The organism is Streptomyces sp. NPDC002784 (assembly GCF_053592135.1).
In genome coordinates this window covers 40,937-54,650 of sequence record NZ_JBSFVD010000029.1, presented here as the reverse complement: position 1 = coordinate 54,650, position 13,714 = coordinate 40,937, and the positions used below count along the sequence as shown (strand labels likewise).

18 protein-coding genes and 1 pseudogene are annotated in these 13,714 nt (G+C 68.8%); 13 read left to right on the top strand and 6 right to left on the bottom strand.

Going from position 1 to position 13,714, the window contains the following annotated elements; all coding sequences use genetic code 11:
* Positions 1 to 92: 92 nt before the first annotated feature.
* From ACWD1Z_RS32305 to ACWD1Z_RS32285, 5 genes and pseudogenes are all read left to right on the top strand, one after another.
* A pseudogene (locus ACWD1Z_RS32305) lies at positions 93 to 242 on the top strand (transposase); the annotation flags it as partial.
* A 305-nt stretch (positions 243 to 547) separates the two neighbouring features.
* Positions 548 to 874, top strand: a complete 327-nt coding sequence (locus tag ACWD1Z_RS32300; RefSeq protein WP_451123602.1) for a hypothetical protein — start codon at positions 548 to 550, stop codon at positions 872 to 874.
* 543 nt (positions 875 to 1,417) lie between these two features.
* Complete coding sequence (locus tag ACWD1Z_RS32295; protein WP_451123600.1) at positions 1,418 to 2,347, top strand: hypothetical protein; 930 nt, start codon at positions 1,418 to 1,420, stop codon at positions 2,345 to 2,347.
* A 16-nt stretch (positions 2,348 to 2,363) separates the two neighbouring features.
* Complete coding sequence (locus tag ACWD1Z_RS32290; RefSeq protein WP_451123598.1) at positions 2,364 to 3,392, top strand: NUDIX hydrolase; 1,029 nt, start codon at positions 2,364 to 2,366, stop codon at positions 3,390 to 3,392.
* 78 nt (positions 3,393 to 3,470) lie between these two features.
* The gene (locus tag ACWD1Z_RS32285) at positions 3,471 to 4,055 is read left to right on the top strand and encodes a hypothetical protein (RefSeq protein WP_451123596.1); all 585 of its coding nucleotides are present in this window, start codon (positions 3,471 to 3,473) and stop codon (positions 4,053 to 4,055) included.
* A gap of 272 nt (positions 4,056 to 4,327) precedes the next feature.
* On the opposite strand, the gene ACWD1Z_RS32280 is transcribed toward ACWD1Z_RS32285, so the two are convergent.
* Genes ACWD1Z_RS32280 through ACWD1Z_RS32270 form a run of 3 tightly spaced genes read right to left on the bottom strand, consistent with a single transcriptional unit; the run spans position 4,328 to position 5,591 of the window.
* Positions 4,328 to 4,630: a hypothetical protein gene (locus ACWD1Z_RS32280; protein WP_451123594.1), complete on the bottom strand. Its 303-nt coding sequence runs from the start codon at positions 4,628 to 4,630 to the stop codon at positions 4,328 to 4,330.
* On the bottom strand, positions 4,627 to 5,370 hold the full coding sequence (locus ACWD1Z_RS32275) for a GntR family transcriptional regulator (protein ID WP_451123592.1): 744 nt from the start codon (positions 5,368 to 5,370) through the stop codon (positions 4,627 to 4,629). The genes ACWD1Z_RS32280 and ACWD1Z_RS32275 overlap by 4 nt, the downstream gene beginning before the upstream one ends.
* Entirely contained in the window at positions 5,367 to 5,591 is a 225-nt protein-coding gene (locus tag ACWD1Z_RS32270; protein WP_451123604.1) for a hypothetical protein, read from the bottom strand. Before ACWD1Z_RS32270 ends, ACWD1Z_RS32275 begins: the two co-directional genes overlap by 4 nt.
* Before the next feature lie 257 nt (positions 5,592 to 5,848).
* Between ACWD1Z_RS32270 and ACWD1Z_RS32265 the strand changes: the two genes are divergently transcribed.
* The gene (locus ACWD1Z_RS32265) at positions 5,849 to 5,980 is read left to right on the top strand and encodes a hypothetical protein (RefSeq protein ID WP_451123590.1); all 132 of its coding nucleotides are present in this window, start codon (positions 5,849 to 5,851) and stop codon (positions 5,978 to 5,980) included.
* Positions 5,981 to 6,121: 141 nt separating this feature from the next.
* Here ACWD1Z_RS32265 and ACWD1Z_RS32260 read toward each other — a convergent pair whose 3' ends face one another.
* Complete coding sequence (locus ACWD1Z_RS32260) at positions 6,122 to 6,400, bottom strand: hypothetical protein (protein ID WP_451123588.1); 279 nt, start codon at positions 6,398 to 6,400, stop codon at positions 6,122 to 6,124.
* A 78-nt stretch (positions 6,401 to 6,478) separates the two neighbouring features.
* Here ACWD1Z_RS32260 and ACWD1Z_RS32255 point away from each other — a divergent pair, with 78 nt between their 5' ends.
* Positions 6,479 to 7,234, top strand: a complete 756-nt coding sequence (locus ACWD1Z_RS32255) for a GntR family transcriptional regulator (RefSeq protein WP_451123586.1) — start codon at positions 6,479 to 6,481, stop codon at positions 7,232 to 7,234.
* Positions 7,235 to 7,284: 50 nt separating this feature from the next.
* Positions 7,285 to 7,482 (top strand): hypothetical protein, encoded by a 198-nt coding sequence (locus tag ACWD1Z_RS32250; protein WP_451123584.1) that lies wholly within the window; start codon positions 7,285 to 7,287, stop codon positions 7,480 to 7,482.
* A 910-nt stretch (positions 7,483 to 8,392) separates the two neighbouring features.
* Here the strand turns inward: ACWD1Z_RS32250 and ACWD1Z_RS32245 are convergent.
* Together ACWD1Z_RS32245 and ACWD1Z_RS32240 are read right to left on the bottom strand one after the other, a co-directional pair.
* Positions 8,393 to 8,788, bottom strand: a complete 396-nt coding sequence (locus ACWD1Z_RS32245; protein ID WP_451123582.1) for a DUF5994 family protein — start codon at positions 8,786 to 8,788, stop codon at positions 8,393 to 8,395.
* Between the two features lie 43 nt (positions 8,789 to 8,831).
* The gene (locus ACWD1Z_RS32240) at positions 8,832 to 9,833 is read right to left on the bottom strand and encodes an acyl-CoA desaturase (protein ID WP_451123581.1); all 1,002 of its coding nucleotides are present in this window, start codon (positions 9,831 to 9,833) and stop codon (positions 8,832 to 8,834) included.
* Positions 9,834 to 10,094: 261 nt separating this feature from the next.
* Here ACWD1Z_RS32240 and ACWD1Z_RS32235 point away from each other — a divergent pair, with 261 nt between their 5' ends.
* From ACWD1Z_RS32235 to ACWD1Z_RS32215, 5 genes are all read left to right on the top strand, one after another.
* Entirely contained in the window at positions 10,095 to 10,868 is a 774-nt protein-coding gene (locus tag ACWD1Z_RS32235) for a DUF5994 family protein (RefSeq protein ID WP_451123580.1), read from the top strand.
* Between the two features lie 10 nt (positions 10,869 to 10,878).
* Positions 10,879 to 11,145 carry a hypothetical protein gene (locus ACWD1Z_RS32230; RefSeq protein WP_451123579.1) on the top strand — a complete coding sequence of 89 codons (267 nt, stop codon included), beginning with the start codon at positions 10,879 to 10,881 and terminating at the stop codon, positions 11,143 to 11,145.
* Positions 11,146 to 11,560: 415 nt separating this feature from the next.
* Positions 11,561 to 11,947 carry an STAS domain-containing protein gene (locus ACWD1Z_RS32225; RefSeq protein ID WP_451123577.1) on the top strand — a complete coding sequence of 129 codons (387 nt, stop codon included), beginning with the start codon at positions 11,561 to 11,563 and terminating at the stop codon, positions 11,945 to 11,947.
* A 168-nt stretch (positions 11,948 to 12,115) separates the two neighbouring features.
* On the top strand, positions 12,116 to 12,877 hold the full coding sequence (locus ACWD1Z_RS32220) for an ANTAR domain-containing protein (RefSeq protein ID WP_451123575.1): 762 nt from the start codon (positions 12,116 to 12,118) through the stop codon (positions 12,875 to 12,877).
* Positions 12,878 to 12,955: 78 nt separating this feature from the next.
* Positions 12,956 to 13,672 carry a GAF and ANTAR domain-containing protein gene (locus tag ACWD1Z_RS32215; RefSeq protein ID WP_451123573.1) on the top strand — a complete coding sequence of 239 codons (717 nt, stop codon included), beginning with the start codon at positions 12,956 to 12,958 and terminating at the stop codon, positions 13,670 to 13,672.
* Positions 13,673 to 13,714 lie beyond the last annotated feature (42 nt).

Below are 13,714 nucleotides of genomic sequence, written 5' to 3'. Positions count from 1 at the left end.
CGCCGAGCAGGCGACAGCCGAACCAACGAATCTGAACACCCATCAACCCCTGCTGACCAGCTGATCAGCACCTCCCGCATGACGGGGGAACCTCACACCGCAAGGTCCGCGCCCGCGTCGAGCATGCCTTCGCCCGTATCAAGACCTGGAAGATCCTCCGCGACTGCCGTCTCAAGGGCGACGGTGTCCACCACGCCATGCTCGGCATCGCCCGCCTGCACAACCTCACCCTCGCCGGATGACAAAGCAAACAGCCAGGTCAGCAGGCATACCCGAAGCCATTTACGGGACAACGCTTAGGGGAGGCCACTGACAACGGTCACCGGACGGGCCGTCTCAGTTTCCGTCTCATTCAGCCCGGTTCACCGCCGTTCAGCCAAGCCCTAGAGCCGATCCCAGCCTAATGGCCATCCGCCAGTGAACGCAGGTGAATGCCCCTGCACGCACCCCAACGCCCCAACAACACAGTTGGAGAGCGTGTTGGCGAGGCGGATCCGACTCGGACACAACGGTGAGAGTGTCAGACCCCGATGACAATGTGTCCGGCATGGAGACACCCAATGCCCCTGACAGCGGGGATGAGGAGCACGCCGTCATCGCACACTTCCGGCTTGCCAGTCACGGTTTCGGCGATGTCGACCAGCGCGAGCGAATCTACGAAGCTGAGCAGGCGATGGAGGCAGCGACCGAGACGGCCGGCGTCGGGGAGGTTGACGGGAACGAGTTCGGAGGAGGCGAAGCCGTCGTGTACGCCTACGGCCCCGATGCCGATGCTCTATTCAAGGTCCTGGAGCCGACTCTGCGCAGTCTGCCGTTCCGGCCGGCGCACGTCCTTCTCAGACGTGGCGACAGCGAGACACGTGTGGATCTGTAGAGGCGCGCCGAGTAGCGCGAGGCGTCGACGAACGCACCACAAGCGCACCAGATATGGCGGGGAGCAGAGGGGAACCACAGTGAAAGCAGCCAAGCCCGACGACCCCACAGCGCAGGCCTTCGCCCAGGTCAGCACCCGAACAGGCCTCAAATGACCGCAGCTTCCCAAGCTGAGAGCGCGAGGTCGATTCTCGTCACTCGCTCCAGATAACCCCCAGGTTGAAGACCCGGGGGTTCCCTTTCTGGACCAGTGGACGAACAGGCGGACGTGAGGGTCATGGCGGCGAATTCCGCACCGGTGCGCCGCTGGTGACGCCGACGCCGGCTACGGCGGTGCCCGCGGCCCCTGCGGGAGGATCCGGCGGTCTGAAGCTGGGGCACGGCTCCCGGCGGTCGCCACAAGCTAGCCTCGCCGCATCGGCGTCGTGGCCGTGTCACAGGCTCTCATGGTCTCTTGCTGGACCACCTGCGGCTCCTGTTGAATCCACTGGATCCACGTGGGTGGAGCGGACGGGTTGGCGGTCGAACGCTAGGGGGATGGCCCATGGACGACACGGGGAGAAGTGGCGGCCCGGCGGGCGTGAACACGAAGCTGTATCTCTCCTCGCTGGGTCTGGCCGCCGCGCTGCTGATCGTCATCAGGCTGTTCGCGTTGCCGCACCTGGGCGGGGCGACGAAGGTGAGTCTCAGCGACACGATCATCTCGATCGTCGACTCGCTCACCGGGGCCGCAGTGGCCTCCTTGTGCGTCTCACTGCTCGTGGTGTTCTTCTACGGCATGAAGCGGCAGAGACCGATGGAGGTCCAGGTCACCGACCCCGGATCGATCTCCACCGAGCTGAACAGGGCCGCAGGCGCCACCAACTCCTGGGACTACCGGGGGCACACGGCTCGGTATTTCAGATCGGCGGTCCTGCCGACCCTTCTCCAGCGCGCCGAGCGGCAGGGACACTATCTCTCCGTGAACGTACAGGTGCTCGATCCGGACAACGTCGAACTCATGGACTTCTTCGCCGAGTACCGGAGAAACGCGAACCCCGACCGGCAGGACTACTGGACCCGGCGGCGCGCGCAGGCGGAAATCGCCGCGACCATCATCAGGCTCCAGCTCCTGAGTTACCAGTTCTCACGGCTCAACTGCCGGGTGTACCTGGCATCCACCGTTTCACCGTTCACAATCGACCTGTCCGACACCTGCGTGATCGTGACCCGCGAAAAGGCTGGCACGGCCGCGTTGAAATACCCGGTCGGCTCGTCCTTCTACGACTCGACCAAAGAGGACATGCGGCTGAGTAACCGCCAGAGCACGGAGCTGCCTCTCCCCCGGTCCGCCACCGAGCTGGATCCTGGTTCCGTCGCGGACCTCAGAGATGTCCTGTCCGTGCTGAACATACTCCAAGGGGCGGACGACGAGCTCGTGAGCATGACGCTGGACGCGTACCGGAGGCCGGTGAACCCCTATGCCAACGCGTGAGGCGATCGGCTCGTGGATGACCCGTCAAGAGTGGCGGGACCTGCGGACGTTTCTGGACGACTCGCCCTCATACCTACACCCCTACGGATTCCTCGTGTTCCGCCTCCCCTTGGACACGTTCCCGGAGTGGGGCATCCGCGTACATCTGTGGCCACCCGCCGGAAAACGGAGAACGGACTCCGACCCCTTCATCGTGCACAGCCACGGCTGGGACCTGCTGACACGTTCCGTCGTGGGCTGTGTCCGGCACGCGATGTACGACGTGGATGACGGCTCGACGGCCGCCTGGTACGACTCGTTCACCGTCGAGAACTCGCCCGGCGCCGGAGTCAGCGTGCTCTCGCCGGAAGGAAGGTCCACCAGTGTCCGCATGGTCTCGGAATGGGACGCCACACCGCAGGAAAGCCCGCTTTACATTCCTGCCGGGAGGTTCCACAGCACGACAAGCCCGCATGAAGCTGTATGGGATTCCTGGTCCGTGACCCTGGTCGCCACCGAGCACGTGACCAGCAACGACTCAAAGGTACTCGGCCCCTCGAATGGCAGTGCCGTGGTCAACGAACGAGCCGCGATCACGGATCCTGGTGTTCCGCTTTCCGCCGTCGACCACGCGTACGAGCAGCGGGCCAACGGATCCAACCTGTGGACCTCCTTCGTCTTCCTGATCGACTCGGGAAGAATCCTGCTCGCGCGGACTCGCCGCTATCCCAGGTACTGGCATCCCGTCGGGGGCCAGATGGAGCCCTGCGACGACACGCCCTTGGACACCGCTCGCCGCGAGGTGCGGGAAGAGCTGAGCATCGACCTGGACGCGAGGGAGATGATCTCACTCGGGTGCCTCCCCAGGGACGAAGGGCCCGGAAAAATCCACGCATGGGTCTGCGTCGGAAACTTTCCCGCGCATCCCGAGCTACAGGAGGAGGAAATCCACGAGGTCCGGTGGACGACGCTGGACGAGGCCCTTCGGGCGGACTCCCTGGCCGCGTCACAGAGCTTCCTCACCACCATCTCGGACCGGCGGCGCGAGTTCGACCTGGAGATCTGACCCTGGCCCCGAAGACGGCGCCGGGCCCACGGGAACGCCCCACGGACTCAGGGCACCTGACAACCCCGTACAGACGACATGGCGTACGCGTTCGCCCACCGTCAGACGCATGGACAGCTTCAGACGACGCAGACACTTGATGAGACGGAAGGGGAGTTGGTGGCGGAGAAGGAAGCGGTGGCACGCGTCGTGGCGCAGTTCGCTGACCATGTGCAGTGGGTGCGGGAGTGGCCGGACAAGCCGACCTGGCGTGACCGACTCCGTCGATGGGCATTCCCCGAGTCGTACCGCTTCGACGAGTCCGCCACACCAACGAGACCCTGGGTCGACCGGCCCGCCGGGCACTATGAGCGGACAGGCTGGCGCATCCGAGCGGCCTACTACAGATCCGACCTGGCTTTCGAAGTCGAGTACGTGGTGTGCGATCAGTGCAAGATCGGCTGGGTCGAATCGCCCTACACCTACGACGGCTACAAGCGCTGCGGCCTGGCCTCGGCCGCTCTCCGGTCCCTGCGCCGAGCCTATCCCGCGCTTCAGTGGCACACGGGTGGCGGACACTTCCGCGAGTCCAAGCCCTTCTGGGATTTCGTCAGCGTGGATGTTCCCGGGGGCTACACCCGGCGGGAAAGATGTCATCACGTGGAACCACACCGAGCGCGGTGAGCCCCTTCCGGCAGAAGCCACGGGGCGACCACTCACCCGTCTCCTGCCCCAGCGCTTGGCGCCGCTCCCCGCCCATCGAGCCAGGGCGACTCCGCTAAGAACTGGAGCCCCCGGAAGCCGACCGCGCGCTGCAGACCCCCAAGTCTGGCACTGACAACGGTGGCACCTGATCCGGGCGCTACATGCCCGAGTGGGAGGCGAGCCGCATGAGTTACCGGCTCCCCTCCCACTCGGAAAAGTGGCATCAAAGGCGCAATGTTCGAGTGCGTCCTTCAACGCCCTTGCAGCTCACCCACTGCCAGAAGATGACCGCGGCTGGCAGCCACGTGGAGAACGTCTCGGAGAGCTCCGACCAGTTCTCTCGCCAGTCGCTCCACCACCGCCGGGTCGACGTCCCGGTCAGCAAGGGCGTCCGACGCCTGCTCCAGCAGCTCAGTTGCGGTTCCGAGCTGGACCGCTTCAACGTTGTCCGCCAGGCGGGACATGTAGCCGTCTTTGTCGTCGGTGCTCAGGTAGCAAGGCTTGCCCTCAGGGCCCGTCCATGGCAGAAGCCGCAGTCCGTTCGACGTTGTCATCCCTGAGTCTGCCTCTCATCGGTCACATGGTGGACGGTAAAGACGGCATCGACGCGGTCCCCTGGGAAGGCCAGTAGTGCGGCCTCAACGACCCGGCCCGCAGCATCGGTCGCGAGGCGAGTGATCCCTAATACGGCCGTCGTGAGGCCGATACGGAGAGCCGTTGCTTCCTCCGGCGTCGGAGGGCGAGCGCACACCGTCTCCCGAACTGCGGCCGGCGGCGGACCGAGAATGGCGAAGCGTGTGACCGCCTCTCGGCGGCCGGAGTCGTCGTCCAGTACGCTGGCCGGGGCCAAGTCTCGCGGCATATAGATGCGGGCCAGCCCGCGCGGTGACTCCCCTTCGAGGCCGAGGCAAGAGAACTCCGCCAAGGGACTCCCCGACGGGACTCTCAGGAGCGCCGACAGACTCCCAACAGCTTGAACAGTGGCGTTGCGAACCGTGACACGCAAAGACGGCTCAGCGGCGGTCCAAGGGTCCAGAGTGCCCCAGCCGCCCACGTAGGTGATCTTCCGTGGAGGGCGGCGAACATAGTTGCCCTTGCCGTGGATCTTCTCCAAACGTCCCTCGCCCTGAAGCACTGCGAGGGCCAGTCGCAGGGTGACCGTGCTGACCGCGTACCGCTGGGACAGAGCGGTTTCCGACGGCAGCCTCTCGCCCGGCTGGAGACGACCGTTCGCGATCTGTTGCCGAAGGTCGTCCGCAATGTCGTTGTGGCGTGGAGGCACGAGATCGCTCACCGCCTTCTCAGCATCCGCACGGCAAGCAGCCGGGTACGCGCGTGAATCGTCAGCAGCTCACCCGAGTCGAAAATGAGTTGCTTCGCACCCTGTGAAAGCTGGAAGAGGTCTCTCACCCGGCAAGCCCGACCACCAACTTGAATCACGTCACCGCGCTGAACAGTGGTCGCCGTGATCTCGACGTTGGTCACCAGGGCGCCGCTTGGAATCCGAGCGATCACGACGCCGCCCCCGTAAGTGCGGACGGGCCGGCCGTCGAATGGCACGAGCAGTCGCACGCTTCGTAGATCACAGGCACGTCGGACGGTGCTGCCGCCGGATCGGACTCGGTGCAGACGGGATGCATACCGATCCGACAGGCAACCGAGCGGTAGGGGATAGGCAGCGAGTCTGTGGCGTGCGGCTGTCGGCCGGGAGCCATCAGCGGACCCCCATGACAGCCGGAGGCCACGCATGCTTCGGCATGTTGGGCGTCACGATGACCGTACGAGCCCGCGTGCGCCTCTCCCAGGCCAGCACATACGGCCTGACGAGCGCGACGTCCTCACCCGGCCACAGCGAACCGCCAACCGCCCCCAAGGGCGCCTGGCGCAAGGTCAGCGGCGAGTAGCCAATGGGTACGGGTGAGGCGGCGGCTGGAGACTCCGGACGTGCCGAAGCTAACGGGCGGCGGTGCCTGCCCCGGGAGACGGTCCGCACCCCGGTGAGGGCGAGGGCGCGGCGGATACGGTTGAGCACGCTGAATCAGCTCCTATCGCTGATGGCCCGGTCCCCCGACATCGCCCGTCGTGGGGACCGTTCTGCGTACGACCGCCCAAAGGGTGCGGCCGTTCAAGCTGGTGGCGAGGAGCCCGAACCGGTCGGCTTCAGCCACCACGTCCAGGACCGCCCGCCATAACTCGGCGGAGAGCCCCTCCGGGACCTCCGCTTCGACCGACGTGTGACGGTCTTGTTCCTCCACTCGCGTGGGAAGCCCGAGGGCGGACAACCGGGCGGCGATGGCCGCCGCGCTAATTCCCGAAACGGGCACAGGGCAGCCTCCGTCACCAGCGATCACTTTGAGTGAAGCTAGTTAACTAGATTAGAGCTAGTGGACTAGATTTTCCATATGCCTGAGCAGCCGCCCTATCTCCGCATCGCCGACGAACTCCGGCGCCGCATCGCGGAGCACGTCTGGGAGCCGGGCGACCGCCTGCCCTCCCGTGCCCAGATCGGCCAGGAGTGCGGAGTGGGCGAGAACGTGGTCCGCCGGGCGCAGGAGTTGCTCATCTCGCACGGAGTACTGGAGGGCCGTGCCGGGTCGGGGACTTACGTCGCCGAGCCCCGACAGCGGGTGCGGGTCGTACGGTCGTCGGCGCGGGAGCACCCCAACGAGTCGCCCTTCCGGACGGACATGAGGGCCGTGGGCAAGCAGGGCGATTGGGAGAGCCGTACGGACGCCAAGGTGCCGGCACCTGCCGACATCGCCACCCGGCTGGGGATGGCCGAGGGCGAGCTGTGCGTCAGAACGACGTACGAGTTCCTCGCGGACGGCAAGCCGGTGCAGCTCTCGACGAGTTGGGAGCCCTACGACCTCACCGCCGGTTCACTCGTCGTCCTCCCCGAAGGAGGCCCTCACGCCGGGGCCGGCGTCGTGAACCGTATGGCCGCCATCGGCGTGAGTGTCAGCCATGCCGTCGAGCAGCCTGAGCCTCGGACGGCGACCGCCGAGGAAGCGTCCCTGCTCGGCATCCAGAAGGCCGCACTCGTGACGCACATCCGGCGGACCTACTACAGCGACCAGGGACGCCCCGTCGAGACGGCGGACATCGTCGTGCCCGTCGCTCACTGCGAAATCGTCTACGAGATCCCGATCAACCGTTAGCCGATCGCCCTCACGGCAAGACTCGCGACCCTCGCCCGTATCGTGCACGCATGGGCAATGAGCGGCATGACGAACGGCTGTCGGACGACGAGTTGGAGCTGTTCCTTCAGTACCTCCACCGGTTCGCGAACCATGACCTTGACCTCTTCGCCCTCATGCAGGTGGGCGATCCTGAGCATCCCGCCTATGTGAGCATCAGCAGGGATCCCCAAGACGGTGTCGATCCATCGGCCTACCGGCGCCCGTAGCGAGCTTCAGCGAGGCCGTGTCGCATGCGTGTCGAAGAGCGTCCGCCAGGCCAGACCGTCCCAGGGAATGGGCAGGTCAGAGTGGGTACACCCTGCGTCGCACCCAGCGCCTTCTAAGCGCTTGGCCGCAGGTTCGAGTCCTGCCGGGGGCGCCAGTCTCCGCCCTCCCTCCGGGAGGGCTTTTCCGCTGGACATGAGGGCCGCGGCTTCCCGGCGGGCGCCCCTACCTTCGACGGCGGATGTACCAGGCGGCCGCCACCACGATGAGGATGGCAACCACGAAGGCCAGCAGCGTCGTTGGGCCGTGGTACGAGCGGTACGTCGTCAGAGCGAGCATGTACGGACGGATACCCGGAGTCGGCCCGGTCAGCCGACCGTCCCCATATGTCCGAAATGGCGTTCGGGCATACCCTGGAAGTGGGTCCGCGCACTCTCACGTGCAGCGACCCGGAAGGGCGGTCCCGGTGTGCATACGCCGGGACCGTTGAAACAGCGGCGCGCATTGTGGCGAAGATCGCCGGGTCGGCGGCCCGGGATGTGCCGGGCGGGCATGCGAGGGGCGGTGGAGCAGTCCGTTCGGCTTCTTCGGGGAGTAGCGTGACAGGTCCGCGCGATGTCCGCGACCACCACCCGCTCCCCGCCAATGGCATTCCCCTTCCGGGCCCCGCCCGCACGCCTGGCGCTGAAGTCCGCGAGCCCTTCCGCAGGACCCGCTGGGCTGGACGGCCGCCCGGCTGATGACCGCCGCAAGTGCGGACACCGGGCCGCCGAGGACCCCGTCCGCGCTCCTTGCGCCGGAGCGGCTTCGCCGTGGAGGCGGAGAGGGCGCCGGCGCCCCCTCAGCACACGGACGGCGTCAGCGGCTCGCCGGGCGGTGTGACTCGCGCGTGGGCACGGCGTGCAGTGCCCGTCACACCCGACCGCTCGCCGCCGCCATGAGCGGTTCCGCCGCCTCCGCGGTCGTATCCGGAGGGACCACCAGCAGGTCCCAGCGGCCCCGGCCGGGCGAGAGCAGGACGATGGTGTGCGCGGCGGATGGGGCGAGGGCCCGGTGCAGTTGTACCGCCTGGTTGGAGACGAGCATCCGGCCGGGCACCGCTGACCAGGTGGTCCCGTTGACGGTGGCGCTGGTGATGTGACCCCATGCCTGCGGCAACCCCTCGAGCAGTTGGGGGAGTTCGGTGAGGAGGTCGTACGAACGCGGCCACCACGCTCCGTCGATGGGCCGCGGCACGGTGCTGTGGGATGCGAGACGCAGCCGCAGGAGGGGTTGGGAGGGAAGCGGGGGCTGCAGTGCGGTGGTCATGGTGGCTCCTGCCAACTGCCGTGCACGGGTGGGGTGGTCGATGTCAGGCGCGACGGGCCGCGACCCGCTCCTCGGTCGGCCAGCGCACGTCGTGCACCCAGCCGAGGCGTTCGAAGAGGCGGATGACGGCGGCCGAAGGGTCGAGCTGACCGCGGTCGACGCCGTGGCGCGCGCTGGTGGGGTCGGCGTGGTGCAGGTTGTGCCAGCTCTCGCCGAAGGAGAGCAGGGCCAGCGGCCACAGGTTGGTGGCCCGGTCGTGACGCCGGGTGCGGAACGGGCGCTCACCGATCAGGTGGCACAGGGAGTTGACGCTCCAGGTGACGTGATGGAGCAACGCGATGCGCACAAGTCCCGCCCACAGCAGGGCGGTCACGCCGTACGGCCAGGTACCGCCGATGGCCCAGCCCAGCCCGAACGGCAGGGCGAGCGTGAGCACGCACAGCACCGGGAAGGCGCGGGAGACGGCGCGGATGTCGCGGTCGGCGAGCAGGTCGGGGGCGTAACGCTCCGGCGGCGTCCGGTCGTTGCGGAACAGCCAGCCGACGTGCGCGTGCAGCAGCCCGCGCAACTGGCCGCGCAGGTGCGTGCCGTAGCGGTACGGCGAGTGCGGGTCCCCCGGCCGGTCGGTGAAGGCGTGATGGCGGCGGTGGGTGGCGACCCAGCCGATGACATCGCCCTGGAAACTCATCGACCCGGCCACCGCGAGCGCGATCCGCACGGGCCGGACGGCCCGGTAGCCGCCGTGGGTGAGGCCGCGGTGGAAACCGACCGTCACACCGAGGCCCGTGATCGCGTAGAAGACGAGGGCGAGCACGATGTCGGCGGGGTGGACGAGACTCCCCCACAGCAACCAGCCGGCAAGACCGAGCGCCACGAACGGAAGGACGACGATCGCCGCGGTCACCGTGACGTACAGCCGGTCGCTGCCGCTGCGCGCGGGCGCCGGGCCGTCCGTCGGGAAGGGGGACGTCCCGTCGTAGCCCTGAGGTGGCGGGGCGGGGTCCGGCGGCGTGCGCCTCGTGGACGTGGTGGGACTGAGTGGCATACATGACTCCTCGGCCTGGATGCGGATGCGCGGCCGGGGTCACGGGCTGCCCATGGAGGGACGTCGCGAGAACGGCGCCGGTTCGGAGACCGGCACACGAAGGGCCCTCGCTCCCTCCACCGTACTCCGGCACGCTCCGGGACGAGGCGGGCCGAACCGAGCCGGGACGGCGTACGACCGCACACGCGCTCACCTTTCGATCGGCGAGTGCTCCATATTCGGGCGGCCACTTCTCTCCGCCGAAGCGGGACGCGGAGTAACATGGACATTACCGAGGGCACTTCGCACACCGGCTTCCACGCCGGGTCGTCCTCGGTGAAAGATGAAACCCGGGCCGCCGTAGACGCGGCCCGGAGACGGGTCCGCATCATGTCGGCGACCTTGCTTCCTCCCCTGCCGCATCCCGAGCCCGTCGCAGCCCCGGCCGCGCGTCTCGCCCTGAAGCCCGGGGAGACCGACGGCACCTCCCGTGGACTCCTGGACGGTGCCTGGTGGCCCCGCTCCCGGGATCTGCTGAGCGAACTACCGGCGCTCACCGACACGTTGGACCCCCTGTGGGGCCGTATCACCCGCATCGCCGTCAACCCGGAGCACTGGCCGGTCATCCCCCGCAAGGTTCCGGTGGACGGTCACATCGTCAAGGTCGGCTGGTTCACGCGGGAGCTGGACCCGCACAAGCTGCTGCTGCTCTCCTACGGTGCCAGGCGCTGGGACCTGCTGGTCATCCCGCCCGAGACCGACGCGGAGACGGCGGCCCGGCTGATGGCCGCCGCGTCCGGGGACGACGGTCCGCCGCTCACCGCGAGCGCGCTCATCGCCGCAGACGAATCCCGGCACGGCGTCTCCGGATCCGATGCCCCGCCGAGCCCGGACGACAGGACCAGTACCCCGCCCAGCCCGGACGACCGGACCAACACCCCGCCCAGCCCAGCCGAGGCGTGGGAGGCCGAGGGCGGCGCCTCCGCGGAGTCCGCGGCCGTGCCGGCGCAGACCGGTCCGCTCCATCGCGCCGGCCGCATGATCACCGGGATGTGAGGTGGCCACCATGAATACCTTCCTGACAGCCGCAGCCCTCGTCGTGCTCATCGCGGCGGGCGCGTACGCGATCCACCGGCTCAACCTCCAGCACGCCGACAGAATCGCCGTGCACCGGTACAGCGACCCCCTGCCCGGCCGCGGCGGCCGCAACACTCCGCAGCCCTCCGGACCGGACCGCTCCGAGTCGCCGCCCACCGGCGAACCGCGGGACCCCCGCGAGGGACGCGGCCGCTTCCCTCCGCGCCGCCGCAGCCGTACCCCTCACCACAAGTGACCAGCCGATCCGCTGAACGGCCCCCTGCCCGGCAGGGGGCCGTTCAGCTCGGCAGGTGCGGCTGAACACGCTCCCCCAGTGCGCCGCCAACCGCACAACCCACCGCCCCTCTATCGGAATTAGGCTGCTTCGAACCCGTCCGTCACCCGCCGCGAGGACTACGCTGCTGGGGAGACGTCCCAGACCCCGGCGGCACACTGTTGCTGAACACGGATGGCTGCGGGGTGCGGACTCCTGGTCCGCCACCGGCCGATTCCCTGGAGGGCACGGGTGGGTCCTACGTCCGGCCGCGCAGGCTGCCGGACCGGCCGCCGCTCTGCCTCCGCCGCACGTACGCCCCTGCCGCAAGCGCGCCCGGAGTGCCGTAACTCCGGCTCACCGGGCCGCTGCCGGATGGCTTCCGAACCGAGGCGTCATGCCCCTCTCCCAGCTCACCGTCCACCACCATGGCCACCGGGAACAGGCGTTGATCACCCTGTACGGCGAGATCGACCTCGACTCCGCGCCGCTGGTGCGCGAGTGCCTGGAGCGGTGCCTGCGGGACGGCATCCGCACCATCGCCGTCGACCTCTCCCCCGTCACGTTCTGCGACTGCAGCGGACTCAACGTGTTCCTCTACGCCGCGCAGCGGACCGCCGTCGCCGGTGGAACCCTGCGCCTGCACCATCCGCCGGCCACGCTGGCCCGGATCGTCGACCTCGTCGGCTGCGGGTACCTGCTCCTCGGCCCTCCGTCCGGCCGGCTGCCGCCCCCGCTCGGCGGCACCCCGCCCGCGCCCGCTCTCTCCGGCGACGCGCGATGACGGCCCGACCGGGGCGGGGACCGTCACGGCGGCCGGGGGCCGACGAGCTGCACGCGTCCGCCGCCATCCTGCCCCGGCCGCACGCGCGGGACCGGGAAGCCGCCCGCCGAGTGCGGGAGCGGCAGTTGACCCTCCGTCAGGCAAGGCCCGGCGCAGGCGGTGCCCCGAGTGGCCTCTGACAGGCGATCGGCCCGCATCCGGATGCTGGTGGCCGAGCAGGCGGTCCGACGAGGCGCACCGGTGAGTGTGCTGGACGTGTGCACCGCTGCCGTGGCCGCGCTGCCGGTCAGCGGGGCCGGGCTGTCGGCGATGTCCAGGGCCGCGGTGAGCCATCCGCTGTGCAGCACCGACGCCATCAGCGAGCAACTGGAAGAGCTCCAGCTCACGTTGGGCGAAGGGCCCTGCGTGGACGCCTTCGTGCGCGGCTCGGCCGTCCTCGCGCCTGATCTGCTCACCGCCGAACTGCGCGACCGGTGGGCCGTGTTCGCCGACGCGGCCCTGAAAGCGGGAGCCCGCGCGGTGTTCTCGCTCCCCCTGCAGATGGGGGCGATCAGCCCGGGAGTCCTGGACCTCTACGCCGGCGTTCCGACCGTACTGGACGCGGAGGAGCTGGCCGACGCGCTGGCGTTCGCCGATCTCGCGACGCTGCTGCTGCTCGACACGGGGATCGACGAGACGGGCGCGCCGGCCGGCGTACCGATGCCGGACCGCGGCTTCGAGGATCTCGGCGCGTACCGGGCGGAGATCGACCAGGCGAGCGGAATGCTCACGGTTCAGCTCGGAGTCGGCATCGAAGAAGCCTTCGTCCGGCTGCGCGCCTACGCCTACGCGCGGGAACGCAGGCTCGCGGACGTGGCCGCCGACGTGGTGGCCCGACGGCTTCGTTTCTCCCCGGACGCGGAGCCGGATCTGGCCGGGGAGGGAACCTGACGTCCGGTTCCGGTCGGGAAACGTGCGTACTTCCCGCCCCTTCGGGCAGGGGACTAGTCTCTATCGAGGGTGCCTACGATGGATCAAAAGCTTCTGGCCAAGACCTTCGTCGAGTTGGCCGACAACCTGGTCGCCGACTTCGACCTCATCGACTTCCTGCGCCTGCTGACCGACCGCTGCGTCGGCATGCTCGACGTGAGCGCCGCCGGGGTCCTGCTCGCCGACCGGGACGGCAAACTCCGCGTCATGGCCGCCTCCGACGAACAGGTGCGCCTGCTGGAGCTGTTCCAGCTGCAGAACGACGAGGGCCCCTGCCTGGAGTGCTTCCGCACGGGCGCCGCGGTGATCGTCCCCGACCTCGGTGCGGCGACCGTCCGCTGGCCGCGCTTCGCGGTGGCGGCCCAGCGCAGCGGGTTCGGGGCGGTCCAGGCCCTGCCGATGCGTCTGCGGGACGAGGTCGTCGGCGCCCTGAACCTCTTCCGCGCCCATTCCGGCCCCTTCGACCCGGCCGCCGCACCCGTCGCCCAGGCGCTGGCCGACGTCGCCACCATCAGCGTGCTGCAGCAACGCACCACCGAGCGCAGCACGGTGCTCAACGAGCAACTGCAGACGGCGCTGAACAGCCGGGTACTGATCGAACAGGCCAAGGGCAAGCTCGCCGAACGCCAGGGCATCGACATGGAGCAGGCGTTCACCGCGCTGCGCGGTTACGCCCGTGCCCACAACCGGCGCCTGGCCGATGTCGCCCGCGTCCTCATCGACGATTCCGAACCGCTCGCCGGCCTCGGATCCTGACCCGCACGGCGTCGGCTACGAGCGGCAGGACCCCCGGACGGC